The 16,280-nt window shown below is 48.1% G+C and carries 16 protein-coding genes; 14 read left to right on the top strand and 2 right to left on the bottom strand.

The genetic code is table 11. From position 1 onward, the window contains the following. Window positions 1-168: 168 nt before the first annotated feature. From OCU21_RS03390 to OCU21_RS03405, 4 genes are all read left to right on the top strand, one after another. A complete protein-coding gene (locus OCU21_RS03390) occupies window positions 169-1,080 on the top strand; it encodes a PRD domain-containing protein (RefSeq protein WP_261806100.1) in 912 nt (303 codons plus the stop codon). 5 nt (window positions 1,081-1,085) lie between these two features. Then, window positions 1,086-3,065, top strand: a complete 1,980-nt coding sequence (nagE, locus tag OCU21_RS03395; RefSeq protein WP_261806101.1) for an N-acetylglucosamine-specific PTS transporter subunit IIBC — start codon at window positions 1,086-1,088, stop codon at window positions 3,063-3,065. A gap of 306 nt (window positions 3,066-3,371) precedes the next feature. Further along, window positions 3,372-4,781 carry a DHA2 family efflux MFS transporter permease subunit gene (locus OCU21_RS03400; protein ID WP_261806102.1) on the top strand — a complete coding sequence of 470 codons (1,410 nt, stop codon included), beginning with the start codon at window positions 3,372-3,374 and terminating at the stop codon, window positions 4,779-4,781. A 450-nt stretch (window positions 4,782-5,231) separates the two neighbouring features. Next, the gene (locus OCU21_RS03405; RefSeq protein WP_261806103.1) at window positions 5,232-5,975 is read left to right on the top strand and encodes an alpha/beta hydrolase; all 744 of its coding nucleotides are present in this window, start codon (window positions 5,232-5,234) and stop codon (window positions 5,973-5,975) included. A 75-nt stretch (window positions 5,976-6,050) separates the two neighbouring features. Here the strand turns inward: OCU21_RS03405 and OCU21_RS03410 are convergent, their stop codons facing one another. Then, complete coding sequence (locus OCU21_RS03410) at window positions 6,051-7,022, bottom strand: alcohol dehydrogenase catalytic domain-containing protein (protein WP_261806104.1); 972 nt, start codon at window positions 7,020-7,022, stop codon at window positions 6,051-6,053. A 147-nt stretch (window positions 7,023-7,169) separates the two neighbouring features. On the opposite strand from OCU21_RS03410, the gene OCU21_RS03415 reads away from it, so the two are divergent. The 10 genes from OCU21_RS03415 (at window position 7,170) to gnd (ending at window position 14,934) form a co-directional block, all read left to right on the top strand. Beyond that, complete coding sequence (locus OCU21_RS03415) at window positions 7,170-7,697, top strand: YqeG family HAD IIIA-type phosphatase (protein ID WP_261806105.1); 528 nt, start codon at window positions 7,170-7,172, stop codon at window positions 7,695-7,697. Continuing rightward, complete coding sequence (gene yqeH, locus OCU21_RS03420; protein ID WP_261806106.1) at window positions 7,690-8,799, top strand: ribosome biogenesis GTPase YqeH; 1,110 nt, start codon at window positions 7,690-7,692, stop codon at window positions 8,797-8,799. The genes OCU21_RS03415 and yqeH overlap by 8 nt, the downstream gene beginning before the upstream one ends. A gap of 10 nt (window positions 8,800-8,809) precedes the next feature. Then, window positions 8,810-9,121, top strand: coding sequence for a ribosome assembly RNA-binding protein YhbY (yhbY, locus tag OCU21_RS03425; RefSeq protein ID WP_261806107.1), 312 nt, complete (start codon window positions 8,810-8,812; stop codon window positions 9,119-9,121). Beyond that, complete coding sequence (locus OCU21_RS03430; RefSeq protein ID WP_261806108.1) at window positions 9,118-9,762, top strand: nicotinate-nucleotide adenylyltransferase; 645 nt, start codon at window positions 9,118-9,120, stop codon at window positions 9,760-9,762. Before yhbY ends, OCU21_RS03430 begins: the two co-directional genes overlap by 4 nt. Beyond that, on the top strand, window positions 9,755-10,375 hold the full coding sequence (gene yqeK / locus OCU21_RS03435) for a bis(5'-nucleosyl)-tetraphosphatase (symmetrical) YqeK (protein ID WP_261806109.1): 621 nt from the start codon (window positions 9,755-9,757) through the stop codon (window positions 10,373-10,375). Before OCU21_RS03430 ends, yqeK begins: the two co-directional genes overlap by 8 nt. Continuing rightward, window positions 10,375-10,734, top strand: coding sequence for a ribosome silencing factor (gene rsfS / locus OCU21_RS03440; RefSeq protein WP_261806110.1), 360 nt, complete (start codon window positions 10,375-10,377; stop codon window positions 10,732-10,734). Before yqeK ends, rsfS begins: the two co-directional genes overlap by 1 nt. Continuing rightward, window positions 10,731-11,486, top strand: coding sequence for a class I SAM-dependent methyltransferase (locus OCU21_RS03445; protein ID WP_261806111.1), 756 nt, complete (start codon window positions 10,731-10,733; stop codon window positions 11,484-11,486). The genes rsfS and OCU21_RS03445 overlap by 4 nt, the downstream gene beginning before the upstream one ends. A gap of 3 nt (window positions 11,487-11,489) precedes the next feature. Continuing rightward, window positions 11,490-12,659, top strand: coding sequence for a nucleotidyltransferase (locus OCU21_RS03450; RefSeq protein ID WP_261806112.1), 1,170 nt, complete (start codon window positions 11,490-11,492; stop codon window positions 12,657-12,659). 10 nt (window positions 12,660-12,669) lie between these two features. Continuing rightward, complete coding sequence (locus tag OCU21_RS03455; RefSeq protein WP_261806113.1) at window positions 12,670-13,287, top strand: DUF177 domain-containing protein; 618 nt, start codon at window positions 12,670-12,672, stop codon at window positions 13,285-13,287. A 222-nt stretch (window positions 13,288-13,509) separates the two neighbouring features. Next, window positions 13,510-14,934, top strand: coding sequence for an NADP-dependent phosphogluconate dehydrogenase (gene gnd, locus OCU21_RS03460; protein ID WP_261806114.1), 1,425 nt, complete (start codon window positions 13,510-13,512; stop codon window positions 14,932-14,934). An 86-nt stretch (window positions 14,935-15,020) separates the two neighbouring features. Here gnd and OCU21_RS03465 read toward each other — a convergent pair whose 3' ends face one another. Continuing rightward, window positions 15,021-16,259, bottom strand: coding sequence for a tyrosine-type recombinase/integrase (locus OCU21_RS03465; RefSeq protein ID WP_125598101.1), 1,239 nt, complete (start codon window positions 16,257-16,259; stop codon window positions 15,021-15,023). Window positions 16,260-16,280: the final 21 nt, after the last annotated feature.

A 16,280-nucleotide genomic window follows, 5' to 3' on the forward strand; every position in this document is an offset into this window, starting at 1 on the left:
ATGCTAAATTAACAATGTTAACAATATTGTTTCATGTGACTAGATGATACTAGGCATGGAAGAGCGCTCGAGGAGTGATCCTCGTGGACTTTTTCATGCCTTTTTGCTTTAATGAAAATAATAGACATCCTAGGGCACATGGAGCAGGCATCTGCAGATGAGGTAGAAATGAAAATCAAGAAAGTCCTCAATCAAAACGCGGTCTTGGTCACTGACGACGGTCAGGAAAAAGTCGCGATCGGTAAGGGAATCGGTTTTGGCAAGAAAAGAAATGATCTGGTCTTTAAACGTCAGATCGAGCGCATGTTTGTCATGGCGCCGGAAGGGCAATTGAAGCTGCAAGATCTTCTGAGTCAAATCGATGAGAAATATTTGTTTGCGGCCGAGCATATCATTGACCACGCTGAAACAGTGCTGATGGAACAACTCAATGAGCATGTTTTGATCGCGTTGACTGATCACTTGTCGTTCTCGGCGGAAAATATTCGTAATGGGATCGTGATCCGCAATAAATTGTTGCGCGAGATCGAAGTGTTGTATGGTGAGGAATTTAGTATCGCGCAGTGGGCGGTGGAGTATCTGAATAAGGAACTGCATATTCCTTACACCTATGACGAAGCGGGCTATATCGCGATCCATTTGCATAGTGGGCGTGGTGATCGCGTGCGGAAGAAGCGCGAAAGTATTCGCGAAGTCATGATCGTTTCTGATGTGATCCAATTGATCGAGCGGGAATTGAATCTGGATATTCATTCAGAGGCGATGGCCTTGAATTATTCACGGTTGGCAAATCATTTACGTTTATTGATGAAACGCTATTATTACCAAGAGTATGCGGTTTTGGATCAAGAAATCGTTCAAATGGTCAAACGCAAGTATCCGGAAAGCTATGGTATCGCCAAGAAAATCCGGGTCTTGTTGACAAAGAAATATCAGATGTCGATGACGTCTGAGGAACTTGGGTATATTGCAATCCACATTGAACGCCTGCGATTGACGCGGACACGGCCGGATCAGGGTGATCCGGAATCAGGCGACAGTCCAGCGTCGGAATCAGGGCATGATCAACAGGAGGAGTAAATTTTATGAAAGCTTATATGCAAAGAATGGGTCGCTCGTTGATGCTACCCGTCGCAACTTTGCCAGTAGCGGCATTATTTATGGGGATCGGTTATTGGATCGACCCACAAGGCTGGGGCGGTAACAACGTTATTTCCGCCTTCTTGCTCAAAACAGGGAGTACGATCCTTGACAACTTGGGTATTTTGTTCGCAGTGGGCTTGGCTTACGGGATGTCGAAAGATAAGGATGGCGCCGCGGCGCTTTCTGGATTGGTCGCTTTCCTGACACCATACACCTTGTTACAACCAGGCGCAGTTGCGATGTTCTTCCGGATGGATGTCAAGAATGTTAACATCGCCTTCAGCGCGATCAACTTCAAGAACGTCTTTATCGGGATCTTGGCAGGTTTGGTTGCCGCAGCGTTGTATAATCGCTTTAGCGGCACGAAACTACCGATGGCCTTGGCCTTCTTCAGTGGGAAACGGCTGGTGCCGATCGTGACCGCTGGGACCATGGCGTTGGTTTCACTGTTGTTACTGTTCATTTGGCCACCAGTTTATACCGGCTTAGTTAACTTTGGTGAATTCATTTCTGGGTTAGGCGCTGTTGGTGCTGGCCTTTATGGCTTCTTCAACCGTTTGCTGATCCCAACTGGGTTACATCATGCTTTGAATAACGTGTTCTGGTTCAACTTGGCTGGGATCGATGACATCGGTAAATTCTGGGCTAGCCAAGGGACTAAAGGCATTACCGGGATGTACCAAGCTGGGTTCTTCCCAGTGATGATGTTTGGCTTACCTGCTGGGGCTTTGGCAATTTACCAGTGTGCTCGCCCTGAGAAAAAGAAAGTTACAGCTTCCTTGATGTTGGCAGCGGCGTTCGCTTCCTTCTTTACAGGTGTGACTGAACCATTGGAATTCTCTTTCATGTTCGTTGCTTGGCCATTATATGTGGTTCATGCTGTTTTAACAGGTATCTCTATGTTCCTCGCGGCAACTTTCCATTGGACTGCCGGTTTCAACTTTAGTGCTGGGATGGTCGACTTTATCTTAAGCCTCCGGGTGCCGATCGCCAACAAGCCATACATGCTGTTGGTGCTGGGCCTGATCATGGGCGTTGTTTATTACTTTACTTTCCGTTTCGTGATTACCAAGTTCAATTTGATGACACCTGGTCGTGAAGCCGACGATGTTGCCGGTGAAGAAGCTGAGGACCTTGATACCAACGTTGCAGGTGAAGACAAGTACGGTCGTTTGGCGCGGCGGATCTACACCGCATTAGGTGGCGCTGAAAACGTGACTTCGATCGATAACTGTACCACACGGCTCCGTTTGATGGTGAAAGATACCGACAAGGTCGATGTTGCTAAGATCAAAGCGACCAATGTTCCTGGGGTCAAAATCATTGATAAAACCAATATTCAAGTTATTGTCGGAACCGATGTACAATTCGTCGCCGATGAAATGAAGCGTTTGGCCAACGGTGGCGTGGCGGTTGCCGCTGATGCAGCTGCAGTCGTTGCTCCGGCAAAGAAAGAAATCGCCAAGAAGATCGACGTTTACGCCGTCGCAAATGGTGACGCCGTCGCAATCACTGAAGTTCCTGATGATGTCTTTGCGCAAAAGATGATGGGTGATGGTTTCGCCATCAAGCCAACTTCTGGTGAGATCTTCGCGCCAGTTGCTGGGATGATCACCAGTGTTTTCCCAACGAAACACGCAGTGGGCATCAAGACTGATGCTGGTCTCGAAGTGTTATTGCATATGGGGATCGACACCGTTAGCTTGAAGGGCGAACCATTTACCGTTTATGTTGAAGCAGGCCAAGAAGTTGCTCGTGGTCAATTGATCGCTTTAGTTGATCTTGAAGCGCTGAAGGCCGCTGGCAAGCATGCGGAAATGATCGTTGCTTTTACCAATGCGGATGCGGTCAAAGATTTGGAATTGACCACTGGCAAGACGGTCAAAGCTAATGACATTCTCGGTTCTGTCGAAGCAAAATAAGTGTTAAGAAATACAGTGTTGCCGGCACCAGTTGCTGCTGGCAACCTAGTTGATTGATCTAGCCAAGCAGTTCGTTCATCATTCCTTAAGGAGTGTTAGCGAACTGCTTTTTTGTTCACTGATTTGACAGAGAATAATAAAAAAGCGGTCGCGTGCACTAGCCCACTTCGCTGAAAGTCAGTTTCCTGTTTTCATTTTTATGCCAATTTTTTCAGAAAAAACTTACGCAGGCTGAGAAATTCTGGTAGAGTAATCACTTGTGCTGTTAAAGACAGTGAATTTGAAGAATTGGGAGTGTACATATTTATGGAAACAAGGACCAATAAAAAACCGACCTTGATCATGATCGGCCTCTTACTTGGCGGCTTCGTTGGGATGTTCAGCGAGACTGCCTTGAATATTGCCTTACCACAATTAGAACAGGATTTAAATGTCAATACAGGAACGATCCAATGGTTGGTCACCGGCTATTTATTAATGGTTGGCGTCGTTTTACCGCTATCCAGCTTATTGACCAAACATTTTACGACTCGCCAATTGATTATTTTCGCCTTGAGCGATTTTATTGTTGGCGCGGTCATTTCAGCTTTAGCATCGGGCTTTACAGTGCTCTTGATCGGCCGGATGATCCAAGGAATCGCGACCGGCTTGATGTTACCGCTGATTTTTACAGTTCTATTAGCAATCTATCCGCCGGAAAAGCGGGGCGGCGCTATGGGGCTAGTTGGCTTGGTGATCATGTTCGCGCCGGCCGTGGGTCCGACCATTGCCGGTCTGATCCTAGGTGCTTTATCTTGGCACTGGATCTTTTGGTTGTTTGTGCCATTGTTGGCGGTGGCATTGGTGATCTCCATGATTTTCATGGAAAATGTCGTTCCGTTGACCAAACCAAAAGTTGATTTTCTGTCGATCGTCGGTTCGACTGTGGGCTTTGGTGGTTTGGTGATCGGGGCCAGCTTGGCAGGAGATCGCGGCTGGTTAGACCCCTTGGTCTTGATCAGCCTGATCGTGGGTCTGATCAGTTTAGTTTGGTATGGCCGCCGCCAGTTGCAGTTGGCGGCGCCAGTGCTCAACCTGCGGGCTTTCGGTGTCCGGCGGTTTAGTTTAGGGACTGTTTTAGTGATGATCGATTTTGGGATCATTATGTCTTCCATGTATTTATTGCCGATGCTTTGGCAAAAAGGCTTAGGGGTCCCAGTTGCATTGACCGGCGCGCTCATGTTGCCAGGTGGTTTGGTCAACGCCCTTGTTTCCGCAACCTCGGGCCGCTTGTTCGACCGTTATGGGGCAAAACATTTGACTCGGATCGGCTTTCTATTGAGCTTTCTCGGTGCACTTCTGTTGTTGCTGACTTCAACGCAAAGTAGTTATATCTATGTGGTGATCGCGCATATGATCTTAATGGTCGGTGCGCCATTGGCCATGTCGCCAGCGCAGACATATGGGTTGAACGCATTGACAGGCGCTTTGGCTGCTGATGGCAGCACGATTTTGAACACGTTACAACAGATCTTAGGGGCTTTGGCCACGGCAGTTGCGACCAGCTTGTTGGCTTGGGGACAGGCACGGGCTAGTGTGTCTGGCGCTGCTGGCTTCATTTACGGAACACATGCCGGCTTCACTTTTACGCTGATCTTTGCATTGATCGGTTTCATTCTAGCCTTTCAAGTTAAAGATGGGCAGGTAGATCAAATGCCCGTGAAAATCGACGACTGAGATCTAATAAATCAAAAAGAGTGCGAACCACCCCCGGGTAGCTCCCGAGCACTAGCCTAGCAATTGCTTTGGAAGCCGAACTTTGCTTCCAAAACAATTGCGTAGCTAAGCGCAGAAGTCAGTTGTGCACAGCACGTTTTAAAAACAAGCTCGCAACTGTTTGGTTGTGGGCTTGTTTTGTTCTAATCGGCGATCCTAGAAATCTGTTGGTCCCGGCTTAGTAAACGATCGAGATAACGGCTCAAAGTATTATTCCTGATTACTTTCGGTCAGGTTGATTTGAAGTGTTAGGGCAGTTCGTAGTTTCCCTTTGCTGAGTCAGGATTTATGCATTATTATGATCGCGTCAGTTGTTTGCAGTTGGCTGGCTTAGATTTGCGGTAAGTTCTGACCGTTGTTACTGTTTTCAAGAGCTGATATGGTATAATTGCTGTTGATTGGAGTGATTCGATGTCCATTGCCACATATCGTATGTATTCTAAAGCTCTAAATAAACAAACTCAGTTTAATCTATATTTGCCTTCAAAGCGTTTAGAGCGTCAGCCAGTCTTGTTTCTACTTCACGGTCTTTCTGATGATTACGCGGCTTGGTTAACGTTGAGTTCACTAGCGCGCTATGCTGGTCAATATCCCTTTGCGATCGTGATGCCAGATGCAGGTCGAAGTTATTATACAAATTTGCCGAATGGTGAACGTTATTGGGATTACTTAACGGAAGAATTGCCGCTCTATCTAAAAACTTGGCTGGAATTTCCCCTGACCAGAAGCACAACGTTTGTTGCCGGGCTTTCCATGGGCGGCTATGGTGCTTTTAAAATGGGCCTGACTTATCCAGAACGTTTCGGTGCTGCGGCTAGTTTATCTGGTCGGTTGGATATCGCGGCGACTTGGGCAGACCGTTCTTCTTATTTTGATGCCGTTTTTGGTTCGCAGGAAAAATTTCAGAGTGGTCAGGATAATTTGTTGAATCTGCTAGCTAATCAGCAGGTCACACGACTGCCTTTGTTACAATATATTGGGGCCGAGGATCATCTTTTGGAAAGTAATCGGACATTTCGAGCCTTTAGCCGACAATATTTGGAGAAACTAGATTATCGCGAACAAACCGGTAATCATAATTGGGCTTTCTGGGATACTTATTTACCATCGACTTTGACTTGGCTGACTGAACGTTATCAACAATTAAATAGTTAGATATTGTTATAATAAGCATTCAGAAAAACAGACTGACCGCGATCATGGTCAGTCTGTTTTCAAAATAAGGCGCGGTTAGTCGACTTTTTTCGGTTTTGTAGGTGAAAGGCCCTGAGCCCAGTCCCAGACAAGCACGTATTTACCTTGATGAGGTTCGCTTGTCCGCTGATGAGCCTGACGTAACCCTGTTAGAGTTGCTGGTAAGATCTCCGCAAGCCGCAGGAAAAGTGGGCGTTGTTGACATTGATCGGACCAAAATTTCAACGCCACACCATCCGCCAGCTCACGCCGATAGCCAACATCGATCAGTTGGACTTGCTCATCATCGACTTGGGTCGGCGCGCCATTGAAACGAATGATCTGACCAGCTGGGGCGACCAAACGTGCTGCGAGACCATGATCTTGGCCACCCATACCAGTATTGAAGACGACCGTTGCCTGGTGTTCCCAATCATTGGTTGCCGGTAATTGGTCATAGGGGACGAACTTGCTGAGACCCGGTTGCGTTATTTCTGATTGGTGGCGATGATTGGCTACCCCAATAACGGGATTGCCAGCTTGTTGGGCGATTTGCGCTAAGAGACCGCCAACTGCGCCAGTAACGCCAATGATCGCCACGGTAGTGTGGGCGGGGACTTGAGCAAAATGAAACCAAGCATTATAGGCAGCAATCCCTGGGGTCGGCAAACAAGCGGCGACGGCTGGGTCCAGCAGGTGCGGTAATCGAATCGTTTTACTGACGCCGGCGATAACAAATTCACTATCAGCGCTGTGGGGGCGATGGGCAATGACCCAGTCACCGATCGCAAATTCAGTGACTTCTGCGCCTAGAGCGGTGACTTTCCCCACGAGATCGCTACCTAAGTATTGTGGTTTTTCCAGAGGCACTTGGGCGAATTGACCTGCACGCAAAGCGACATCGTAGGGATTGACTGGAAAATAAGCGACTCTGATCTGGACTTGGTGTTTCTTAGGTTGCGGGATCGGAACTTGATAAGCCTGCAAAACACTGGGGTCACCATATCGACTAAATCCAAAGCTGATCATCAACAACACTCCTTTACTCCAGCATAAGAGAAATAAACGAAAATTACGAATATAAAGTTTGCTCAACTTGAGATCAAAGGACTAACAACTTAATTGTGTTTTAGCAAGGGACGCTTTATAATTAGTAGAAGAAAAACGAGGTGGAACATGGCTTTTTTTAAACCAGATTGGTTACTTACTAGCATTTATGCCTTGCGACCGATCGACTTGAAACGTAATGGCATCAATACGATTTTAACAGACTTAGATAATACCCTGATTGCTTGGCATGAACCGGAATCTTCGGGACAATTACGAGCTTGGCTGGCGGAGATGGCCCAAAGCCAGATCCAGGTCATCGTTATTTCTAATAATAATGCCAAAAGGGTCGCGCGTGCTGTCGCCGATTTGGATATTCCTTTTATCCATAGTGCACGCAAACCACTGCCTTCAGGTATTAAGCGAGCTTTACGGCAATTTAAGCTGGAACCGCAGCAGACGATCATGGTCGGCGATCAACTACTGACAGATGTGCAAGCGGGACATTTGGCCGGGGTGCGGACGGTCATGGTCAAGCCCCTGGTGGAAACAGACAGCTGGGTCACGCTGTTTAGCCGATTCATGGAAGGTTTTATTATGAAGCACTATGCGCGTAAAGACGCGCAATTTAAATGGCGGGAGCGATTGGATGACTGAAGCATTATATTGTATTGGCTGTGGCGCACAGCTGCAGAGTACGGATCCACAGGGGGCAGGGTATATCCCGGCGGCCGCCTTGGCGAAACAACAGGCTAGTGGCAATGATACTTATTATTGTCAGCGCTGTTTCCGCTTGCGGCACTATAACGAAATTGCCGATGTCGCCATTGATGACGATGAATTCACACGTTTGCTGAATAGTTTGGGGCAGAAGAAGGCCTTGATCGTCAATGTGGTCGACCTGTTCGATTTCGATGGCAGTGTGATTCCTGGGTTGCACCGTTTTGTCGGGAAAAACCCGGTGATTTTAGTGGGCAACAAGGCGGATCTTTTGCCCCATAGTGTTCGCCGCGCCCGGGTGACCGATTGGCTCAAACGTCAAGCGGCCGTTCAAGGGTTGCATCCGATCGCCACGCTGTTGACCAGCGCTAAGAAGAATTTCCAGCTTGATGAGTTGCTGGCGACGATCGAGAAATATCGGCAACACGGTGACGTTTATGTGGTCGGTACCACCAATGTGGGCAAGTCGACCTTGATCAACGCGATCATTAAAAGCACCGTCGGCAATCAAGATGTGATCACGACCTCGCAATTTCCTGGCACGACTTTGGACCAGATCCAGATCCCTTTGGCTGATGGTCATGACTTGATCGACACGCCAGGTATCATTAATGGCACTCAGATCGCCCATTTGTTGGCGAAGGATGAACTGCATTACATTAGCCCGCAAAATGAACTCAAGCCGAAGATTTTCCAACTGACGCCACCACAAACGCTATTTTTAGGCGGCTTGGCGCGCTTAGATTTTGTTTCCGGCCAGCGTGCTAGTTTGGCGGTCTACGTTGAGAACAATTTATTGGTTCATCGAACCAAGACAGCCACTGCGGCGGAGTTTTATGATAAACACGCCGGGGAGTTATTGACGCCCCCTGCGGATGTCAGCAAGATGCCCGCCTTTAAACGGCACACATTCGCTATGAAAGAGGCGCAAGATCTGGTGATTGCCGGGTTAGGCTGGATCAAATTACCACCAGCAAGCCACTTTGACTTGTATTTGCCTGCTGGTGTTGGTTTTAGTCTGCGGAATCCAATCGTTTAGGAGAGATGTTATGTTAACGAGTAAACAGAAACGCTATATCAAAAGCCAAGCTAACCGGTTGAGGCCCTTAGTCCATGTGGGTAAAAACGGGGTCAACGAAGCTTTTTTGACCGATTTGCGCCGGGCATTTGCCACTCGCGAGCTGATCAAGGTCAACTTGCTACAGAATGCGCCAGTCACGACTGAAGCAGTTGTTACCGCGGTCAGTGAGATCTCAGATGTCACGGTGGTCCAAGTCTTAGGTCGGGTTCTGACGATTTATCGACCTTCCCACAAGGAGAAATATCAACAGTTATCCACGGAAGTGAACGCGATCAAATGACGCATTTAACGGAACAGGCCGTGACAGTCACGCCAGCGCCACAAGTTAAATTAGCGCCCACCGATCAGCCGCGTCATTGTGTGGGGATCGTCGGCGGCACTTTCAACCCCGTTCACAATGGGCATCTGGTCATGGCTGATCAAGTGATGCAACAATTGAAGCTGGAGCGGGTCCTCTTCATTCCTGACGCGAACCCGCCACACGTTGATCACAAAACAGCAATCAGCGCCAAGGATCGAGCGGCGATGGTGGCGCTGGCGATCCAGCATCATCCCGGGTTCGAGCTGGACACACTGGAGATCGCCCGCGGTGGCAAAAGTTATACTTATGACACCTTGGTTGAATTGAAACGGCGCCATCCTGAGAATGATTATTTCTTGATTTTAGGCGCGGATATGATTGCTTATCTACCCAAATGGTATCGGATCGCGGACTTGGCCAAATTGGTCACATTCGTTGGTGTCCGTCGACCAGGTTTTCCTGTCAAAAGTAAGTATCCCGTGATCTGGGTGGACGCGCCGCAGTTGGCGACCAGTTCGACGCAATTGCGGCAACTGGTCGCTCAAGGCCGCTCGATCCGGTATTTAGTCCCAGACGCAGTCGCCAGTTATATCAAAGAAAAGGGGCTTTATCATGCCTGATCAATATTCCTATTCATCGGCTCGTTTCGCCGAATTGGTCCCGATGACCCGCCAGCAATTGGTTGAAAAATTACGCGGCCAACTTAGCGACTATCGCTTCAACCATTGCTTGCGCGTGGAACAAACCGCAATGGCGTTAGCAGCGGAAAATGGCGTTGACATTACCCAGGCGGGGATCGCGGGGTTGCTCCATGATTACGCCAAGGAGAAATCTGACGCCGAATTTAAGGCGATGATCGCCAAACACCAGCTGGATACTGAATTGTTGGCTTATGGCAATAATATTTGGCATGGTGAAGTTGGTCAGTACTTCATCGCCGAAGAATTAGGCGTGACTGATCCCGAGATTTTAAGCGCGATCGCCCATCACACTTCTGGCGCCGCCCAGATGTCGACCTTGGACAAAATCATTTTCGTCGCGGATTATGTGGAGCCCGGGCGGGATTATCCGGGCGCGGCGGCGGCCCGAGCCTCAGTTGCGGCGGGCTTGGACGCGGCCGTGGCTTATGAACTGGATCATACCTTGATCCACTTGATCGACAAACAACAGCGAGTTTATCCGGCGATGTTTGCCGCGTACAACCAATATGGTCTTAAACAGGAGGAACATTAGTGATCAGTAGCGAAGAAATTTTAAAAACAGCGGTGATTGCCGCCGATGATAAACGCGCCGAAGATATTGTGGCGTTAGATATGCGCAAGGTCAGTCTCTTGGCCGATTATTTCGTGATCATGCATGCAGGTTCAACCCGGCAGGTCGAAGCAATCACCGATGAGATCGTCAATAAAGTTACCAAATCCGCGCCCGTAGATTGCCACGTGGAAGGCAAGAAGGATTCTCAGTGGGTCTTGATCGATTTCAAAGATGTGGTGATCCATATCTTTACGGAAGAAACGCGTGAATTTTACAACTTAGAGAAGTTGTGGGCCGACGCGCCTTTGGTTGATTTAGGCGAATGGGTCAAGGCATGATGTACCAGACTTTTGCCTATTATTATGATCTGCTGATGGACAAGAGTCTCTACCAGCAGTGGCTAGACTTTACGGAACAACGCGTCGGCGCCTTGGCAGGTCAACAAATTCTTGACTTGGCCTGTGGTACCGGCGATTTGGCGTCTCTTTATGCCCAACGCCAACAGGGTAACGGTCAAGTTTACGGTGTTGATCTGTCTGAGGAAATGCTCAGTTTGGCCAGTCAGCGGGTGGCCAATGATCAAGTCGATGTGACCTTACTTCAGGGTGATTTTCGCCAACTGAGCCAGCTGGATCTGCCTCCGTTGGATCTGGTGACTTGTTATGACGATTCGCTCTGTTATTTGACCAACTTAAGCGATTTGACCACCACTTTCAAGCAAGTGGCGCAAGTTTTGGCCCCGCAAGGCACGTTTTTGTTCGATTTGCACTCCCTTTATCAGGTCAATGAAGTTTTCCCTGGGTATATGTACAATTATCGTGAAGAAGACTGGGCCTTTATGTGGGCCAGTTTCGCCGGAGAAGCCAGCAATAGTGTGACTCATGATCTGACTTTCTTCGTTTGGGATGACGCGCTGGGCGGCTATGACGCCTTGAACGAGACTCATCATGAGCGCACCTATCCGTTAGCGACCGTCGAAGCCGCGTTACAAACGGCCGGCTTCACGCAGATCCAAACATTCGGTGGTTTCACTGGTGAGGCGATAACCGCCGCAACGCCGCGCTGGTTCGTTCAAGCGCAACGAGGCTAGGCGATGACGGAACTACAGGCCTGTGGGATCATCGCTGAATACAATCCGTTTCATCGCGGGCATGCTTACCAACTCCAGCAAGCCCGGCAAAAAAGTGGCGCAGCTTGTCTGATCGTGGCCATGTCGGGAAATTACGTCCAACGCGGTGAACCGGCGATCGTTGATAAATGGCAGCGGGCGCGTTTGGCGTTGGCCCACGGCGCGGATATCGTGGTGGAGCTGCCGTTTGCGGTCAGTTGTCAGCCGGCGGATCGGTTTGCGACCGGCGCCTTAGCGATTTTAGCGGCGCTTGGTTGTGATACTCTGGCCTTTGGTACGGAAACGCCGACTTTTGATTATCAGGATTTCGTTCAGCGGGTCTGGCCCCGATCTCAGCAACAACGGTTTGCTGTGGATTATACGAAAACCTACGCCACCCAATGGAACGAACTCTTACAACAAGAAATGGGTTCAATGGTGGCGGCGCCCAATCAACTACTAGCCTTGAGTTATGCCATTGCCAATGCCCAATTGGCTCAGCCGTTGACTTTGTTGCCGCTAAAGCGAGTGGGGGTTGATCACGATCAGGACAGCAGTGGTCATGACCAACACGGCCAGGCTTTTGCTAGTGCTTCTTACTTGCGGCGCCAATTGTTGCAAGGTCAAACTGCGGCGATCGGTCCGTTTGTGCCTTATGATCCCCAAGTGATTCAAGGACCATTCTTGGCGGCAGACCAATTATGGCCATGGTTGCATTACCGGCTGACCACGACTTGGCCCCAAGAGTTGGCCTCGATTTACCAAATGTCAGAAGGTCTAGAATATCGGTTTTGGGAGCAAAATTTGCAGAGTCAAAATTGGTCTGATTTCTTACGCCGGGTCAAGTCGAAACGGTATACCTATGCCCGCTTACGGCGGTTGGCGCTGTACACCTTGCTCAATGTCACGGCGACGGAGATCAAGCAAGCCCTGACGCAACAACCCCAATTGCGGTTGTTAGGCTTCACCGCCGCCGGGCAGCAGTATCTCCATCAGCAACGGTCGAACTTAGCGGCGCCCTTGATCACGCGCGTTACCGCCGCGGCTGGCGCGCCTCAGGGACCCTTAGGCTTGCAGATCCGCGTCGATCGCTTGTACGAGCAATTGTCTGGGCGCGAACAGAATTTTAAACAACAGATCATCATAAAAAAATGAGGTGTCGAAAATGACTTTAAGATTTCCAATTGACCAGCTGCAAAAATACCAGCGCAAGGCGATTCAGATCGATGAGACCTTAATGCCCGAAACTTCTTTAAAGCAACGTTATCCCCAATTGATCGGGGCATCCGCTTTTCAAGTCAGCGGGACGTTGCAGGCAGAAGGTGAAGGTTGGCGCAGTCGCTTGCAGGTGAGTGGCCAGCTGACCGTGCCTTCAACACGAAGTTTGGCCCCAGTGGCCCTACCATTAGACTTACGGATTGACGAGCTTTATCTGGATCAGGAGCTGGCAGTCGCCGAGTTGGAAGAAGATGAAGCCACACCAACAGAGAGTAATGAGGATATCATTATTCCCATCGTCAACGGTGAGATCGATTTGGCCAGCGCCATCGAAGATAATCTTCTTTTGGCGATCCCTACCCAGATCTACACGCCAGCAGAAGACGCTGGTGAAGCGTTGCCGACTGGCGAGGGGTGGGAAGTGCTGAGTGAGGCTGATTTCGCTGCCGCTGCCGCTGCTCAAGCCAATCAACCAAATCCAGAATTTGCTAAATTGAAAGTTTTATTCGATCAGCAAAAGCAGGATGAAGCCAAGCAAGAGCCAGACGAAAATGATTCCAAATAGGTTGGCCGGACCAGCCGATCGGTTATCAGGCTCGCCTGATGTGCGTTAGGCAGAAAAAGCAGGGAGCTGCTTTTTTATTTTTTTAGAAATCCGGATTCATAGCGCTTTCACAGTGTCCTTTCGCTATGAATTTTGCTTGTTTTTTGTTAGGATAGAGATGTTTGAGAATCAAAGCGGTTAGGCCGCGCAGGTAAGAACTAAATAAATTGGAGGCAATGATTCATGGATAAACCACAAATTGGCGTCATTGGTATGGCCGTCATGGGAAAGAATTTAGCGCTAAATATCGAAAGCCGTGGTTATACTGTTGCGATCTATAATCGGACTGGCAGTAAGACCGAGGCTGTTGCCAAAGAACATAGTGATAAGAAATTAGTGCCAAGTTACACGATCGAAGATTTTGTCGCTTCCTTGGAGAAACCGCGGCGGATCATGATGATGGTCAAGGCTGGTGCCGGTACCGATGCAGTTATTAAGCAATTGTTGCCCCTGTTGGACAAAGGCGATGTTTTGATCGATGGTGGTAACACCTTCTTCAAAGACACCATGCGTCGCAATATTGAATTGGATAAGTCAGGGATCAACTTTATTGGTATGGGGGTTTCTGGTGGCGAACTTGGCGCCTTAGAAGGACCTTCCTTGATGCCTGGTGGCCAGAAGGAAGCTTATGATCTAGTCGCACCGATCCTAGAACAGATCGCCGCAAAGGCTGACGATGGTGCACCTTGCGTCACTTATATCGGTGCGAATGGTGCCGGTCATTATGTTAAAATGGTCCACAATGGTATTGAATACGGCGATATGGAATTGATCGCCGAAGTTTATAATATCTTGCGCCGGGTCTTAGGCTACAGTGTTGAAGAATTGGCGGACATCTTCAAGGAGTGGGATCAAGGCGAATTGCAGAGCTATTTGGTCGAGATCACCGCAGATATTTTGACGCGCAAGGATGATCTTGGCACTGGTAAGCCAGTTGTTGATGTTATTTTGGACGCTGCTGGCAATAAAGGTACTGGGAAGTGGAGCTCTCAAGAAGCGTTGGCTGTCGGCGTTCCCCAATCGCTGATCACAGAAGCAGTTTATGCTCGCTATATTTCCGCATTGAAAGATGAGCGGGTCACGGCCAGCAAAATTTTACACGGTCCAGAACCAAAATTAGCAGCCAACGTTGATAAAAAAGCTTTGGTAGAAAAAATCCGTCAGGCACTTTATTTCAGCAAGATCATGAGCTATGCTCAAGGTTTCGAACAAATGTTAGCTGCTGCTAAACATTACGATTGGACATTAGACTTCGGTAAAATCGCGGCGATTTGGCGGGAAGGCTGCATCATTCGGGCGCAATTCTTGCAAAAAATCACCTCGGCCTATGATCAAAATGCCGATTTACAGAATTTGCTTTTGGATCCATATTTCACTGATATCGCTGAAAAATATCAAGAAGCAGTTCGTGACGTCGTTGCCTTAGCCGTTAAGAATGGCGTACCAACACCAGCGCTGAGTGCGGCAATCAATTATTACGATTCTTATCGTGCAGAAGTCCTACCAGCCAACTTGACCCAAGCACAACGGGATTACTTTGGCGCACACACTTATCTGCGCAATGATCGCGAAGGCGTCTTCCACTATACTTGGTACGAGGAACAATAGAAAAACTAAAGTAAATTAATTAAGCTTATCCCACGTTTAGAGCGATTTCTAAACTTCGGGATAAGCTTTTTTTCGTTTAATCTTCATTAGTTTTCATTAGAATTGTGGTACAAATTGTGGTACATGGTCCCTTGTACCACAATTTCTGTATCGGTTGGTATTGCTGGGCTGAAGCCTTTCGAAACATTCAGGCTTGCTCCCTCTGTCGGACGAGTATAGTCAGCCGTCATTTGCACGCTTGAGTGACCCAGATAATGCATTACATCTATTTGTGGAACTCCATGCGCAATAGTTTCTGTTGCAAAATAATGGCGGAACATATGTGGATGCATTTTGATTCCAACTTTTGTGCTAATTGTTTTGCACAGATAAGTCAGGTGAAGTACTCCGGAAGGATCGCCATTTTGTTTGACCCACAACCAAGGAGTGGATTCAGTATCTTTATGACCGGCAGTCCGACGTAAATTGGCAGTTTCAATAGAATTCTCCAGTGCGTTTACTGATTCACCTGTCATCACAATTTTACGATAGCTGGTTTTCGTTTTTAGCTCGCCGCCATTGGGCTCGTTAACGCTGCGTTGATAATCAATATTTACAACTGCATATCTCTCTTTAGTAATTTGATTCTCTTTAATTTCAATTGAGGTAGTTCGCAGACCGTTAATTTCGCCGCGACGCATGCCAGAGTTCGCCAAGATAAAAATCATGTTGTAATCATACGGATTCAAATTTTCTTTTGCGCACTTCATCCATTTGTTGAAGTCTATCGGCTCAATTGATTTGTTTTTAGCGTCTTTGCCTGAGTAGTCTAAGCCTCTAATGCGGTTGCTTCCCAACAGCTCTTGGCTGACAGCATAGTTAATAATCAATGAGAGAGTACCATACGCAGACCTGATTGTGTCATGGGCTAATTCACTCTGTGATAGACTATCAAGCCAGGATTGGACGACAGGGCGCTTTATTTTGGATAAGAAATAATTTCCGAGTGCTTTTTTGATATAGGTGTCGTAGTTCATCTTTTGCGAATCAGCTGTTGAAGTGCGCCACCGACCTAGTCGTTCTTTTTCAGAAACCATCTGACGCCAAACTTGCTCTAATTTGACTTTGTCAGCTGATAGGTTGTCAAAATTCTTTAGCGCTAAATCAGATTCGAATTTCTTTAGGACAATATCAGCTTCTCGCCACGTTTTATAGCCAGACTTGCTAAACTGTTTATAATTTCCCACGGTGTCTTTATAACCGCGTCGCACACCAAATCGCTTACCTTGATCAGTTGGGTACTCGTAAAGATTTGGGTGATTCTTAACTTTTGTCCATTTTCTCATTATCGTTACTCCCTTCGTGAT

The sequence above is a fragment of the Lapidilactobacillus luobeiensis genome (assembly GCF_024345205.1).
GTDB classification, from domain to species: Bacteria; Bacillota; Bacilli; order Lactobacillales; family Lactobacillaceae; genus Lapidilactobacillus; species Lapidilactobacillus luobeiensis.

Bases quoted from the DNA above. Each gene is read 5' to 3' on its own strand.
- OCU21_RS03390 (WP_261806100.1), top strand. From the start codon at position 169: ATGAAAATCAAGAAAGTCCTCAATCAAAACGCGGTCTTGGTCACTGAC.
- nagE (WP_261806101.1), top strand. From the start codon at position 1,086: ATGAAAGCTTATATGCAAAGAATGGGTCGCTCGTTGATGCTACCCGTC.
- OCU21_RS03400 (WP_261806102.1), top strand. From the start codon at position 3,372: ATGGAAACAAGGACCAATAAAAAACCGACCTTGATCATGATCGGCCTC.
- OCU21_RS03405 (WP_261806103.1), top strand. From the start codon at position 5,232: ATGTCCATTGCCACATATCGTATGTATTCTAAAGCTCTAAATAAACAA.
- OCU21_RS03410 (WP_261806104.1), bottom strand. From the start codon at position 7,022: ATGATCAGCTTTGGATTTAGTCGATATGGTGACCCCAGTGTTTTGCAG.
- OCU21_RS03415 (WP_261806105.1), top strand. From the start codon at position 7,170: ATGGCTTTTTTTAAACCAGATTGGTTACTTACTAGCATTTATGCCTTG.
- yqeH (WP_261806106.1), top strand. From the start codon at position 7,690: ATGACTGAAGCATTATATTGTATTGGCTGTGGCGCACAGCTGCAGAGT.
- yhbY (WP_261806107.1), top strand. From the start codon at position 8,810: ATGTTAACGAGTAAACAGAAACGCTATATCAAAAGCCAAGCTAACCGG.
- OCU21_RS03430 (WP_261806108.1), top strand. From the start codon at position 9,118: ATGACGCATTTAACGGAACAGGCCGTGACAGTCACGCCAGCGCCACAA.
- yqeK (WP_261806109.1), top strand. From the start codon at position 9,755: ATGCCTGATCAATATTCCTATTCATCGGCTCGTTTCGCCGAATTGGTC.
- OCU21_RS03445 (WP_261806111.1), top strand. From the start codon at position 10,731: ATGATGTACCAGACTTTTGCCTATTATTATGATCTGCTGATGGACAAG.
- OCU21_RS03450 (WP_261806112.1), top strand. From the start codon at position 11,490: ATGACGGAACTACAGGCCTGTGGGATCATCGCTGAATACAATCCGTTT.
- OCU21_RS03455 (WP_261806113.1), top strand. From the start codon at position 12,670: ATGACTTTAAGATTTCCAATTGACCAGCTGCAAAAATACCAGCGCAAG.
- gnd (WP_261806114.1), top strand. From the start codon at position 13,510: ATGGATAAACCACAAATTGGCGTCATTGGTATGGCCGTCATGGGAAAG.
- OCU21_RS03465 (WP_125598101.1), bottom strand. From the start codon at position 16,259: ATGAGAAAATGGACAAAAGTTAAGAATCACCCAAATCTTTACGAGTAC.